Origin of the sequence: Flavobacterium psychrotrophum (assembly GCF_003403075.1) — a bacterium.
GTDB classification, from domain to species: domain Bacteria; phylum Bacteroidota; class Bacteroidia; order Flavobacteriales; family Flavobacteriaceae; genus Flavobacterium; species Flavobacterium psychrotrophum.
In genome coordinates, this window is record NZ_CP031557.1 from 255,809 (window position 1) to 269,615 (window position 13,807).

9 protein-coding genes are annotated in these 13,807 nt (G+C 41.3%); 7 read left to right on the forward strand and 2 right to left on the reverse strand.

Going from position 1 to position 13,807, the window contains the following annotated elements; genetic code table 11:
• The first annotated feature begins 47 nt into the window (after nt 1–47).
• The 6 genes from DYH63_RS01015 (at nt 48) to DYH63_RS01040 (ending at nt 12,506) form a co-directional block, all read left to right on the forward strand.
• A complete protein-coding gene (locus DYH63_RS01015) occupies nt 48–983 on the forward strand; it encodes a PorP/SprF family type IX secretion system membrane protein (RefSeq protein ID WP_116787028.1) in 936 nt (311 codons plus the stop codon).
• A 21-nt stretch (nt 984–1,004) separates the two neighbouring features.
• Entirely contained in the window at nt 1,005–2,873 is a 1,869-nt protein-coding gene (locus DYH63_RS01020; protein ID WP_116787029.1) for an OmpA family protein, read from the forward strand.
• A gap of 409 nt (nt 2,874–3,282) precedes the next feature.
• On the forward strand, nt 3,283–7,443 hold the full coding sequence (locus DYH63_RS01025; RefSeq protein ID WP_162926881.1) for a glycosyl hydrolase: 4,161 nt from the start codon (nt 3,283–3,285) through the stop codon (nt 7,441–7,443).
• 81 nt (nt 7,444–7,524) lie between these two features.
• Complete coding sequence (locus DYH63_RS01030) at nt 7,525–10,119, forward strand: T9SS type A sorting domain-containing protein (protein WP_116787030.1); 2,595 nt, start codon at nt 7,525–7,527, stop codon at nt 10,117–10,119.
• 476 nt (nt 10,120–10,595) lie between these two features.
• Nucleotides 10,596–11,468 carry an endonuclease/exonuclease/phosphatase family protein gene (locus tag DYH63_RS01035; RefSeq protein ID WP_205528273.1) on the forward strand — a complete coding sequence of 291 codons (873 nt, stop codon included), beginning with the start codon at nt 10,596–10,598 and terminating at the stop codon, nt 11,466–11,468.
• Nucleotides 11,469–11,519: 51 nt separating this feature from the next.
• Nucleotides 11,520–12,506 (forward strand): phosphotransferase, encoded by a 987-nt coding sequence (locus DYH63_RS01040; protein ID WP_116787032.1) that lies wholly within the window; start codon nt 11,520–11,522, stop codon nt 12,504–12,506.
• Between the two features lie 13 nt (nt 12,507–12,519).
• On the opposite strand, the gene DYH63_RS01045 is transcribed toward DYH63_RS01040, so the two are convergent.
• On the reverse strand, nt 12,520–12,912 hold the full coding sequence (locus DYH63_RS01045) for a winged helix-turn-helix transcriptional regulator (RefSeq protein ID WP_116790708.1): 393 nt from the start codon (nt 12,910–12,912) through the stop codon (nt 12,520–12,522).
• A 98-nt stretch (nt 12,913–13,010) separates the two neighbouring features.
• Here DYH63_RS01045 and DYH63_RS01050 point away from each other — a divergent pair, with 98 nt between their 5' ends.
• The gene (locus DYH63_RS01050; RefSeq protein WP_116787033.1) at nt 13,011–13,478 is read left to right on the forward strand and encodes a cupin domain-containing protein; all 468 of its coding nucleotides are present in this window, start codon (nt 13,011–13,013) and stop codon (nt 13,476–13,478) included.
• Here DYH63_RS01050 and DYH63_RS01055 read toward each other — a convergent pair.
• Nucleotides 13,459–13,788, reverse strand: a complete 330-nt coding sequence (locus tag DYH63_RS01055) for a winged helix-turn-helix transcriptional regulator (protein ID WP_116787034.1) — start codon at nt 13,786–13,788, stop codon at nt 13,459–13,461. The genes DYH63_RS01050 and DYH63_RS01055 overlap by 20 nt on opposite strands.
• Nucleotides 13,789–13,807: the final 19 nt, after the last annotated feature.

A 13,807-nucleotide genomic window follows, 5' to 3' on the forward strand; every position in this document is an offset into this window, starting at 1 on the left:
GAAAATATAAGATCACAGTAATAAGAAAACTAAAACAGGAATTATATATGAGAAAAATTTATCTTGGAGTTTTACTGGCCTTTGTAGGGTTTACGGATGCTGTAGCACAGCAGGACCCGCACTACACACAGTACATGTACAACATGAACGTAATCAACCCTGCATACGCTGGCAGCAAGGAGAACTTAGCCTTTGGGCTTTTATACCGCAAGCAGTGGGTAGATGTAGACGGAGCCCCGAGCACGGGCACGTTTTCAGGCCACAGCCCTGTGGGCAAAAATGTAGGATTGGGCTTATCGGCGATCACCGATAAGATCGGTCCGGTGAATGAAACCAATGTATATGCCGATTTCAGCTACACGCTGAAACTTGGTGGCGCGCACAGGCTTGCCCTTGGCTTAAAGGCGGGCGCTACCTTCCATAAAGTAGGATTGTTCAGCGATATTGGCAACGGCTTTGTACCGGACCCTAATGACCCTGCATTTGCAGAAAACGTAAACAACACCTACTTTAACATAGGAACAGGAGTGTTCTACTACACCGATAACTACTACTTAGCGTTTTCGGTACCCAACATGCTAAAGAGCAAACACCTTGACCTTACCCAAAGCGGTACCGACTACCGTTTTGGTTCAGAAGTATCGCACTACTTTTTAACAGGAGGTTACGTATTCCAGGTAACCGACAACTTCAAGCTGAAGCCCTCGTTCATGGTAAAATCAGCCTTTGGTGTAGACCCGTCTATCGACGGTTCACTAAACGCGCTGTTCTTCGAGAAATTTGAGATCGGAGCCACTTACAGGTTAGACGATTCATGGGGTGGTATGGTAAACTATGCCATCACACCGAACCTGAGGATTGGCTATGCATACGACCACATCGTATCCGACCTGAAGGTAACCACACCTGCCTCACACGAGATCATGCTGTTGTTTGATGTCAACTTCCCGAAAAAAGTATCACGTTCACCACGTTATTTCTAACCAAAAGCAAAAGACAGGACCATGAAAAATTTATATCTTACCCTTGGCTTTCTGCTTATAGCTGGTTCGGCGATGGCGCAGAGCGAAGAAACGAAGGCTGCCGACAAACTATTTGCGAGGCTTGAGTATGTAGACGCGGCGCAAGCCTACCTAAAAGTAAAAAAGAAAGACAACTATGTAGCAAAGCAACTTGCCGAAAGCTACTACAATATGTTCAACAGCAAGGAAGCGGTAAAATGGTTTGCAGAAGCCACCAAAACGCCCCAGGATGCCGAGACGTACTACAAATATGCACAGATGCTTAAAGCAGAAGGCAAGTATGAGGAAAGCAACGTACAGATGCAGAAGTTTGCACAACTGGCACCAAACGACCAAAGGGCGGTAACCTTTAAACAAGACCCAAACTACCTGCCTAAGCTCCGCAACCAGGCCAAACTTTTTGATGAAAAGGTACTGGACATCAACGACAAGAAATACGGCAGCTTTGGCGCGGTACTGACCAATGACAACACCCTGTACTTTACCAGCGCAAGGAACACGGCAAGGAAAACCTATGGAGCCAACGATGAGCCGTTCCTTGATTTGTACCAGGCTACCTATAATGCCAACGGTACGATCAGCGAACCCACCCCGGTAAGCGATGTGAACAGTAAATGGCATGACGGCCCTGCTTCGGTAAGCCCTGAGGGCAACACATTGTACTTTTCAAGCGAGAGCTTTAAAGAAAAGAAACAATATGTAAAAGACAAGGAAAGCAACAGCAAGCAAGGTCAGGTATACCTGTACAAAGCCACAAAAGTCAACGGCAAGTGGGGCAACATCGAGGAACTGCCATTTAACGGCAAGACCTGGAGTACAGGCAACCCATCAGTAAGCAAAGACGGTAAATGGCTGTACTTCGCATCGGACCGTGAAGGCTCGATGGGTGGCAGCAACGACATCTGGAAAGTAGAGATCAAGGGCAACAACAGCTATGGCGAGCCACAGAACCTTGGGCCAAAGGTAAACACCGAAGGCAGGGAAAGCTTCCCTTACATCACCGATAGTGACAAGCTATACTTCTCAACCGATGGCAGGAAAGGCTTTGGCGCATTAGACGTTTATGTGATTGACCTTAAAAAAGGCACCGAGGCACAAAACGTAGGCCAGCCAATCAACACCGGAAAGGACGACTTCGCCTTTACGTTTAACGATACCAAAAAGATCGGTTTCTTCTCAAGTAACCGTGACGGCTTTGACAAGATCTACCTTGCTACCCCGGTATGTGGTGTAGAAGCCATTGTAATGGTCAGGGACTCAAAAACAGGCAAAGCCATTGCAGCAGCCAAAGTGGCTATAGTAGATGAAAAAGGCAATGTTATCGAAACCCGCACGGCAGACAATAAAGGGCAGGTAAACTACAACATCGACTGTGACAGGCCATATACCGTACAGGCCAGTGCAGAAGGTTATGTAAACAACACCTTCCCGGTAGCCAAGACCGCAGGCGGAGAGGTAACGGTAAATGCTAACCTTGACCCGATCGAAACGATCGTAAAACCAACAGAGATCGTGCTTAATGAAATATTCTTTGAATACGACAAGAGTAACATCACCAAAGAAGCAGCCTTTGAGCTTGACAAGGCGGTAGCCGCGATGAAAAACAACCCGGCCCTTGTGGTATTGGTTAAGTCTCATACCGACAGCCGCGGCAGTGACCAGTACAACATGAGCCTGTCGAACAGAAGGGCAAAGAGTACGGTACAATACATCATCTCAAAAGGCATTGCTAAAGAGCGTATCTCAGGCAAAGGCTATGGCGAGAGCGAGCCTAAAGTTAAGTGCACAGCATGTACCGATGCTGAACACGCACAAAACAGGAGGAGTGAATTCCTTATCGTGAAGCAGTAAGCCAAACGTATAAGCACAAATAGATTTAGGGTAATTTTTTCTCAGGCCTGCCGGATGTTAACAGCAATCCGGTGGGCTTTTTTTATTAAGCTATGTACGATTAATAACATTTATTAATAACAGTATATTTTGACTCAGTAGGCAGTCTGACGTAGCATTTGGTTAAACTTTATATTATTATAAGTAAGTTAGGAACTGCTTAAAGATGGGCTTCATAAAATGAAGATTAACGGGACACTACATAATTTACTTTACTGATTATTAACGAAAACGTATTAGTTGTATGGTTTATGTATAGTCGAAAACGTTTGAATTTTAGTGTGAATTTTATAAATGTATAGTTTTAATATACTTTATTCTACAACATATAAAGATTAAATCGGCTAATATTGCGTAAATCAAAACAAATATGTTGAAAAATTATCAAAAATTTAAAATAATCAGTTGTGTAGTGATTCTGTTACTATCCGGTGGACTATACGCACAGGTTACAGTAGTAGGTAGTGGAAGCTATACAAATACATTTCCGGGAACAGACTCAGCCGGAAGAAATGGTTTTCCTTCAGGTTCGCCACAGGTAAGTGGTAATGCAGTAGGTAAGCCCGTGCCAACAAATGACTGGTGGTCATCTTTAGTTAAAGAGAACCATGCCGGTAACTTGTTTAATTATCCACTGGCAATGCGCACTGTAAATCAGGGGCTTGTTGTAAGCTATATTGTACCTACATCTACGCCAAATGGCAGTAGCCAGCCGTTAGATGATAGCCAGCCTATAACTGTTGGTGTTACGGGCTTAAATGCCGGGCAGGCTACAGTGTCTGATTTCTCTGACTGGACTGTAAATATGAATTGGAGCAATGCCGGACATTCATTTACAGCAACAGCCGGTATTGGTATGCCCTTTCTTTACTTTACCAAGAATACTTCTGATACTGCAGAGATAAAAATTAATGAGGGAACAGTAACGATTAGTAATGAGATGCTTATTGTAACTAATTCCCATCAGGGAGCTGATTTTGCAATATATGGGCCTGTAGGGAGCACCTGGACACAGACAGGAAATGTTTACACTTCTACTTTAAATGGCAAAAACTACTGGTCGATGGCATTTATACCGCCAACAGCAGCCGACATAACAAGTGTTGCTAATGAGTATAAAAAATATGCTTATGTATTTCCTACTAATACAACCGCTACATGGAGTTACAATCAAAACACATCTAAGCTAACAACGATATTTAATGTAACTACTGCTGTAAAAGAAGGTACTGAAACGAATGTGCTTTTAGGATTATTACCACACCAGTGGGCACATTTGGCTTCAGGATCTGCGCAACCAGCCGGATACAGTTACAGTTCTATACGAGGAGAGCTTAAAACCCTTAATGGTAATACCTTTACTGTTGAAAACACGTTTAAAGGCATATTGCCCACATTGCCTTATCTTGATAATTACAGCCCGGGGTTTAATCCTGCTGTATTGGGCAATAAAATTTCACAAATTGAAAATGATGAATTAGCAACCTGGACAGATTCTTATAATGAAGGCCAGGTTATGAACAGGTTAATACAAACAGCACGCGTTGCTGATGAAATGGGTAATACAGCAGCCCGGAATAAAATAGTGGCTACTGTAAAAGAACGCCTTGAAGACTGGCTTAAAGCAGAGTCTGGTGAAGTAGCTTTCTTGTTTTACTACAACAGTGCCTGGTCTTCCTTATTAGGATATCCGGCAGGGCACGGGCAGGATAATAATATTAATGACCACCATTTTCACTGGGGTTATTTTATTCATGCTGCCGCATTTATAGAACAGTTTCAACCGGGCTGGTCTGCACAATGGGGCAATATGATAAATTTATTAGTGCGAGATGCTGCCACAAGCGACAGAAACGACCCTCTGTTTCCTTATTTAAGAAACTTCAGCCCTTATGCCGGGCACAGTTGGGCTAATGGTTTTGCAACCTTCCCTTTCGGCAATGATCAGGAGTCTACATCGGAGAGTATGCAATTTGCTTCATCCCTGATTCATTGGGGTACAATTACAGAAAATAATGCCATAAGGGATTTGGGTATTTATATTTACACAACAGAGCAAACGGCAATTGAAGAATACTGGTTTGACCAGAACCAACGAATATTTAAGCCGGGGTATGGTTATAAAATAGCTTCGAGAATTTGGGGCAATGGGTATGATAACCAAACATTCTGGACGGGCGACATTGCTGCGGCTTATGGTATAGAAATGTACCCTATACATGGCGGATCATTATACTTAGGGCATAACACAGCTTATGTACAGTCTTTGTGGAATGAAATAACAACAAAAACAGGAATACTAAGCAACGAAGCTAATGCTAACCTGTGGCACGATGTTTACTGGCAATACTTATCTTTTATCCATCCGCAGCAGGCTATAGATCTATACGACTCTTATCCTGATAGGGAACTGAAATTTGGTATTTCAGATGCCTTTACATATCATTGGTTACATGCCATGAATACATTAGGAACAGTAAATACGGCTGTTACTGCAAACTATCCTATTGCTGCCTCATTTGTTGCTAACGGAGTAACCACTTATGTAGCTCACAATTACTCTGATGCACCCATTACAGTAACATTCTCAGATGGATATTTGTTAAATGTGCCTGCTAATGATATGGTAACAAGCAGGGATATTGATGCAGAAGGGGTTTTATCATCAGATTTTTATCAGGCTTATCCCGGTGGCAGTGTTAATCTTACTGCAACTATAACAGGTAGTGGAGTAACTAAGGTAGCATTTTTTGACGGAGAAACGCTTATTGGAGAAGATGTTGCTGCGCCTTACCAAATACAGGCACCTGATTTAACTTTGGGTATTCATACAATGTATGCAAAAGTATATGTAGAAGACCAGTTTAATGTAACAAATACCATTAATGTACAAGTTGGAGAACAGGTTCCTTACGATGGCGCTGCATTTCAGATTCCGGGTGTAGTACAGGCCGGAAATTATGATGTGTTTCAGGGAGGAAATGGTCAGAATATTGCTTATTTCGACAGTTCAGTAAACAATCAGGGTAATTATAGAACCTCAGAATATGTAGATGCCTCTTTAGATACACAGGAAGGACCTACGGTAGGCTGGATTACAGCAGGGGAATGGATGGAGTATAGTATTAATGTACAAACATCCGGTTTATATGATGTAACCTTAAGGTATGCTTCAGGAAACACGGCAGGCGGCGGGCCTTTCCATTTCGAGATTGATGGGGCTGCTATAAGTGCGAATGTAGCTTTTGCTACTACCACAGACTGGGGTACATGGGCAAATAAAATTATAACAGGAGTACCACTTACACAAGGAGAACATATTTTACGCCTTGTTGCAGACAATGGAGAGTTTAATCTTGGTAAAATGACATTTGCTTTGGCCGGGCCTCTAAATTATATTCCACCTGTAGCCCATGCCGGACAAAATGTTGTTGTTGTGTTACCTGCGTCTACAGCCGTACTGGATGGATCATCAAGCAGCGTTGCAGCAGGCCAGAACATAACGTATAGCTGGCAACAAATTTATGGTCCGTCTGTAATAGTATTTAATGATAATGCAGTAGTGTCTCCGGCTATTTCTAATCTTGCAGAGGGTATTTATAAATGTACTCTTACGGTTAGCGACGGCACGCATACAGCAACAGACGAGGTAATGATAATTGTTTCAGCAACCGGAAATGCAAGTCCGTCGGTTACAATTAATACACCGCTTAACGGTGCCAATTATGTTCAGGGCGCTACAGTTATTATTAACGCATCTTCAACAGATCTTGATGGTACTATAACGTCAGTAAAGTTTTATGACGGAACAACGTTGATAGGAGAAGACACTACAGCACCTTACAGTTTTGAATGGGCATCGCCGGGTGTAGGCAACCATAGTATTACTGCAGTAGCTACAGATAACGGAAATGCCCAGGGTACATCTCAGGTAGTTACCATAACGATATCTGAACTTATGACGTGTACAGAAATATCAAATGAAGCACAACAGGGCGCATTTTCAACGGGGTATAGGGCAACTTTCGAAACTGTTGGCAACACGGTGAAAATCAATTTTGAATTGCTTGATACCGATAAGGTTGGTGTAGTAGCATATCTATGGCAGCAAACACCTTTTGCAGAAACACAAATGGATAACGTTTCGGGGCTTAGCTTCTCTAAAACTCTAAACGGGCAAACAGTTGGTCAGGATATTACCTATGCGGTTAAATTTGCCTTTGCGGGAGGCCTTGCCGTTACTAAATATTTTACCTATACGGTTGGCGACAATTGTTCGCTAAGTGTCGAAAATCCGCAGTGGAGTCAATACGTTACGCTATATCCTAACCCATCACGCAGTATTGTGCACATTGACTCAAAATTAGCAATAGTATCTAAGATAGAAATATATTCTGTTTTAGGAAGCAAAATGATGGAAACCACAGCAACTGAAATTAACGTAGAAAGTTTGTCTGAGGGATTGTATTTCGTGAAGATATATACAGGAAACAAATCAATAACAAGGAAATTACTTGTTGAAAGAAATTAAACCTTTAAGAGCAAGGTATCATACCAGATACCTTGCTTTTTTTTACCAAACCGATTTATTGAACTAACTAAATCTAAATTTATGAAAGAAAATTACCAAAAACATTTTAGTTTTCTCATGCTCCTTTTTTGCATCCTGGCATCGCAATATAGCAGTGGCAGCATGGTGAAAAGTACTGATAATTCTATCCTTGTAAAGGATATTGCAGGCATGAGTTATGAAACTACACCATGCGCAGGAACCAGTGCTGTAGCAGACCAAGGTTCTTTTTCTACAGGCTACAGCTATAGCTTTCATACAACGGGCAACGATGTAACGGTTACTTTTGAACTTCTGGATACTGATAAAGTTGGCGTGGTAGCTTACCTGTGGCAGCAGGCACCTTTTTCTGAAACGCCTATGGATAATGTGTCCGGGCTTCGATTTTCAAAAACCATTACGGGTCAAACAGCGGGTACAACAGTAAATTATGCGGTTAAGTTTGCTTATGCAGGCGGGCTATCGGTAACGCAATACATAAGTTACGTAGTAGGAGAAAACTGCGATGGCGGAGGTAACGAAGACACCCAGGTACCTACAGGCTTTACTGCTACTGCCGGTACTATAACAGCAACATCGGCAGAGTTGCTGCTAAACGCTACAGACGATTCCGGTAGTGTAATTTACACGGTTACTTATGGCACTACTACAACATCTGTTACAGGTACTTCGGGTGTGCAGAAGGTATTCGTTATCAATGGGCTTACACCAGAAACGGCTTATAGCTTTAGTGTTACAGCCAGCGATGCAGCCGGAAACACAGCACTTAATAATCCTGTTGTAGTAACAGCTACTACACTTGAAGATGCTAATACACCATGTGCAGGAACCAGTGCTACAGCACAGGATGGTACATTTTCTACAGGCTACAGCTATAGCTTTCATACTACGGGTAACGATGTAACGGTTACTTTTGAGCTTCTGGATACTGATAAAGTTGGCGTGGTAGCCTATTTGTGGCAACAGGCACCTTTCTCTGAAACACCTATGGATAATGTTTCCGGGCTTAGGTTTTCAAAAAACATTACGGGGCAGACGACGGGTGCAACAATAAATTATGCGGTTAAGTTTGCTTATGCAGGCGGGCTATCGGTAACACAGTATATTAGTTATGTAGTGGGAGAAAACTGCGATGGCGGAGGTAACGAAGATACCCAGGCACCTACAGGCTTTACGGCTACTGCCGGTACAATAACAGCAACATCGGCAGAGTTGTTGCTAAACGGTACAGACGATTCCGGCACTGTAATTTACACGGTTACTTATGGCACTACTACAACATCTGTTACTGGTAGTTCGGGTGTGCAGCAGGCATTCGTTATCAATGGGCTTACGCCAGAAACAGCTTATAGCTTTAGTGTTACAGCCAGCGATGCAGCCGGCAATACAGCACTTAATAATCCTGTTATCGTAACAGCCACTACACTTGAAGATACTAATACACCATGTGCAGGAACCAGTGCTACAGCACAGGACGGTACATTTACTACAGGTTACAGCTATAACTTTCATACTACGGGTAACGATGTAACGGTTACTTTTGAGCTTCTGGATACTGATAAAGTGGGTGTGGTAGCATATTTGTGGCAACAGGCACCTTTCTCTGAAACACCTATGGATAATGTTTCCGGGCTTAGGTTTTCAAAAACCATTATGGGGCAGACGGCGGGTGCAACAGTAAATTATGCAGTTAAGTTTGCTTATGCAGGTGGGCTATCGGTAACGCAGTACATAAGTTATGTAGTAGGAGAAAACTGCGATGGCGGAGGTAACGAAGATACCCAGGCACCTACAGGCTTTACTGCTACTGCCGGTACAATAACGGCAACGTCAGCAGAGTTACTGCTAAATGGTACAGATGATTCCGGTAGTGTAATTTACACGGTTACTTATGGCACTACTACAACATCTGTTACAGGTACTTCGGGCGTGCAGCAGGCATTCGTTATCAATGGGCTTACACCAGAAACAGCTTATAGCTTTAGTGTTACAGCCAGCGATACAGCCGGAAACACAGCACTTAATAATCCTGTTGTCGTAACAGCCACTACACTTGAAGATACCAATACACCATGCGCAGGAACCAGTGCTACAGCACAGGACGGTACATTTACTACGGGCTATAGCTACAACTTTCATACTACGGGTAACGATGTAACCATTACTTTTGAACTTTTGGATACTGATAAAGTAGGTGTGGTAGCTTATCTGTGGCAGCAGGCACCTTTTTCTGAAACGCCTATGGATAATGTTTCCGGGCTTAGGTTTTCAAAAACTATTACGGGTCAAACAGCGGGTACAACAATAAATTATGCGGTTAAGTTTGCTTATGCAGGCGGGCTATCGGTAACAAAATATTTTAGTTATATGGTGGGAGATAATTGCACATTAGAAATTGTAGACAGGCAATTTGATAATGATGTCAAACTCTATCCAAACCCTACGGATACAGGAGTGGTACATGTCGTTTCCGAATTTTTAAGAGTGTCTAAAGTTGAAGTATATTCTGTTTTAGGCAACAAACTATTTGAAACGACAGAAAGAACTATTTCAGTCAATAATTTACAAGTTGGAATATATTTATTCAGGATATATGCAGATGATAAATTTGTAACTAAAAAACTGATTATTAAATAGCAAATATTACGGTAAGCATCTTGAAGAAATATCTCAGAGTCTACTGTTAAAAGGCTTCATTTTATAATAAAAGTAGTCAAGTTTCATAAAACCTGTGATTTACAAAGTCACAGGTTTTTTTATACAGCGTTAAATTTAAGCGCGGTGTAATTCATGAATGCGGCTTTGGCTGTCTGTCGGCTATATAATGAATGTAAAAATAGTTTGTGAAAATAATCTTAAGAAACATAAGCATACAGTGTAAAAGAACTTAAATTTACAGGTTTATTAGTATTTAAATCCCTACAAAAATTATTAATCAAATGACTGTTTTTTTAGCTGTCTTTTCATCTTTGCTATTGCTGTTTACCATAATGTCGCTAATAAAGAATGACTATTGGGTGTTCAGAGTTTTTGATTATCCTCGTCTACAAAAATTTGTTCTGTCTGCTGTATGTTTAACGTTGTTGCTTTCAAATTTAGAGGCGCGCTCCACTATGTTTTTAGTATTTGTGCCTTTAATAGCGCTTAACCTCATATATCTGGGCTGGCTTATTTGGCCATTTACTATTTTTTCTGCAAAACAGGTACTTCGCATCTCAAGCCAAAAGAAAGATGACCAGATTTGTGTAATGATATCTAATGTGTACCAGGATAATGATAATTATGCAGGCTGTCTTGCTGAAGTGCAAAGGGCTAACCCCGATGTCGTCTTGTTGCTTGAAACTAACGGTGCCTGGGATACTGCTACAGCTAAACTTTCTGAAACGTATAAACATAGCGTTAAAGTGCCTTTAGAAAACACATATGGTATGCTACTGTATTCTAAACTGGAGCTAAAAGAAAGTGTGGTGCACTATATGGTTGAAGATGGTATACCAAGTATACATACCCGTATTGTTTTAAAATCGGGCAGAGAGGTACAGCTTTATGCCGTGCATCCTACGCCGCCCGTTCCTAACGAAAATCCGCGTTCTACAGAGCGTGATAAAGAACTGCTTTTAGTGGCAGATCTTGCCAAAGAGTGTAAACTACCCGTTATAGTGGTTGGCGATCTTAATGATGTGGCGTGGAGCTACACGACTGAATTATTCCTGAAAATGAGCGGGCTCCTGGACCCGAGGCGGGGCAGGGGATTTTATAATTCTTTTCATGCACATTACCCCATTATGCGTTTTCCGCTGGATCATGCTTTTGTTTCCGCCGATTTTAAACTCGTAGGTATGAAGCGTCTCAGGAATTTTAAATCAGACCATTTTCCCATTTACATTCACCTCCAGTATGAAGCTGCGGCAGAACTGGAGCAGCAACCCCTGGAGACAGATAGTGAAGATATAGCCCTTGCAGAAGAGAAAAAAGCTAAAATATAATATACCCACCTGCTGAGGTAAGGATTAACCTGTAATAAGATTATTAACGCTATGACTATTTTTCCTACGCAATATTCTGTTTTATCTGCTAAGGCTTTACAAAGCTATCTGGCAGAGCAATATGGTTTTGCTGTCATCGGTTGTCAGCTTATAACACATAATGTAAGCGATACCTACTTAGTTGAGGCTGCTTCGGCCAAATATGTATTCAAAATTTACAGGGATGCCCACAGGCCTTATAATGAGATTATGGGGGAGATGGAGCTTTTAGACTATTATGAAAAAAATGGCGCAAGTGTTTCTTATCCTGTAAAAGACATATCGGACAAGTGGCTTCAGTCTTTTAATGCAGCAGAGGGTATACGCTACGGAGCGCTCTTTACTTATGCGCAGGGAAAAAATGTTTATATGATGAGCGATAAGCAGCTGGAAATGGTAGGCACAGAAATGGCAAAGCTGCATATACTGTCTTCATCTGCCGTATTAAATTATCCACGCAAAAAATATACAATAGCAACTACATTTACAGAACCTTTAAAGGTAATTCAACCCGCTTTTAAAGAAATGGAGGAAGAGTACAATTATCTTGTAGCGATTGCGGCTGATGCAGTACATGAGTTATCAAAAATTGATACATCAAATTTTAGCTACGGATATTGCCAGTATGATTTCCTGCCAAAGAATTTTCATTTTGATGGCGAGGATAAATTAACCTTTTTTGACTTTGATTTTGCCGGAGAAGGATATTTAATAAACGACATTACAACATTCTATATCCACTTTTTCTTCGATGTTTACTATGGAAAACTTACTAGGGAGGAAGCCGATAGGAGCTTTAACGTGTTTCTTGAAGCGTATAGAAAAGTAAAGCCTGTAAGCAAAGATGAGATAAGCAGTATACGATATTTTGGCTTAGGCTTCTGGCTGTTTTATTTTGGTTTTCATCAGGAAAACTTTGATGACTGGTCAAACTTTTTCTACACACCGGCATTTATAAAAAGCAGGATACCTCTAATAAAAAGGTGGATGGAGTATTAAGATCAGATACTGATTAAGCATCACGGTTTGCGGTCATTTCGCAAATTATTTTTTCACGATGGTTTAATCCCCACTGTACAAGCGTATCGGTAACAGGTACTACTGTTTTGCCATATTCTGTAATAGTATATATTACGCTTAAGGGCTTTGTTTGTACTTCGGTTCTGGTAATAAGTAAGTTTGCTTCAAGCTCTTTGAGCTCTTTACTGAGCATTTTTGCAGAGATACCTTCAATTTCCCGTACCATTTTTTTAAAGTTAATAACCTGGTGTGCCCTGTTGGTAAGGTAGCGCAATAGGCGCAGCTTCCACTTACCACCCAGTATATCAAGGGCGTCATGTATTGCCCTTAGTTCTTCGCTGCATATGGTATCTCTCAAGATGCCGTTGTCGTTAATTTTTGCCATACTGGTTACGCTTATGTTACCGGTTACCTGGTGTAAACCTATAACAAAATTAATCAATCAACACGGTAGTTTTGTGCTTTAACCATTAAAATCAAATCATGAAAACCATACCCAGGGTAGTAGTAACAGGAGAAAAGGACGGAAAATCGGTAATCATAAAAGATGAAATTACTACTAATACATCAGAACATTTTCCAGGGCTCATAATATCAGATATATGGGCTACAGATGCAATGCCGGCGGGGCAGGAGCAAACTACCATTAAAAATACTGCTTTCCCTAACACACCAGTGAATGGTACTTATTTCAGGTATGTACAAATACCTCCCGATACAGAACTTGGTGTAAAGGCAGAGCCGGGCAAGCAGCACCCGATGATGCACAAAACGCAAACGCTGGATTACATTATAATTTTATCAGGTGAATTATACCTTATAATGGAAGAGGGCGAAACGCTGCTTAAACCGGGTGATATTGTAATACAAAGAGGTACTAACCATGCCTGGAGTAACAGGGGTACTACGCCCTGCATTCAGCTTGCCATACTTATTGATGCTCAAAGTTAATGAGTTCTTTAAGTACTTTTTCTAATGCTTTTCCTTTGGGCGTAAGAATGTAGTTAAAACTTCTGCCGTATTTTTCTTTATATATAACTTCTGCGGCAATAAGCTCTTTGAGTTGCAGGGCAAGTATCCTGTCGCTTATGTGAGGCAATACTATTTTAAAGTCAGAAAACGTTCGTTCATTATTTTCCAACAAAGAAAAAACAAGAGATAGTTTCCAGCGTCCGCTGATAAGGGCAAGTGTTTTGGAGGCATTGCAAAATGCATTTAGGGTAACCTCATTTTCAAAGTTGGTAGAACTTTCTTTTCGCATACTAACAATTTTGTAAGCA

What these genes read in the sequence shown, in the direction of transcription:
- DYH63_RS01015 (WP_116787028.1), top strand. Translation starts at nt 48, where the DNA reads ATGAGAAAAATTTATCTTGGAGTTTTACTGGCCTTTGTAGGGTTTACG.
- DYH63_RS01020 (WP_116787029.1), top strand. Translation starts at nt 1,005, where the DNA reads ATGAAAAATTTATATCTTACCCTTGGCTTTCTGCTTATAGCTGGTTCG.
- DYH63_RS01025 (WP_162926881.1), top strand. Translation starts at nt 3,283, where the DNA reads ATGTTGAAAAATTATCAAAAATTTAAAATAATCAGTTGTGTAGTGATT.
- DYH63_RS01030 (WP_116787030.1), top strand. Translation starts at nt 7,525, where the DNA reads ATGAAAGAAAATTACCAAAAACATTTTAGTTTTCTCATGCTCCTTTTT.
- DYH63_RS01035 (WP_205528273.1), top strand. Translation starts at nt 10,596, where the DNA reads ATGTTTTTAGTATTTGTGCCTTTAATAGCGCTTAACCTCATATATCTG.
- DYH63_RS01040 (WP_116787032.1), top strand. Translation starts at nt 11,520, where the DNA reads ATGACTATTTTTCCTACGCAATATTCTGTTTTATCTGCTAAGGCTTTA.
- DYH63_RS01045 (WP_116790708.1), bottom strand. Translation starts at nt 12,912, where the DNA reads ATGGCAAAAATTAACGACAACGGCATCTTGAGAGATACCATATGCAGC.
- DYH63_RS01050 (WP_116787033.1), top strand. Translation starts at nt 13,011, where the DNA reads ATGAAAACCATACCCAGGGTAGTAGTAACAGGAGAAAAGGACGGAAAA.
- DYH63_RS01055 (WP_116787034.1), bottom strand. Translation starts at nt 13,788, where the DNA reads ATGCGAAAAGAAAGTTCTACCAACTTTGAAAATGAGGTTACCCTAAAT.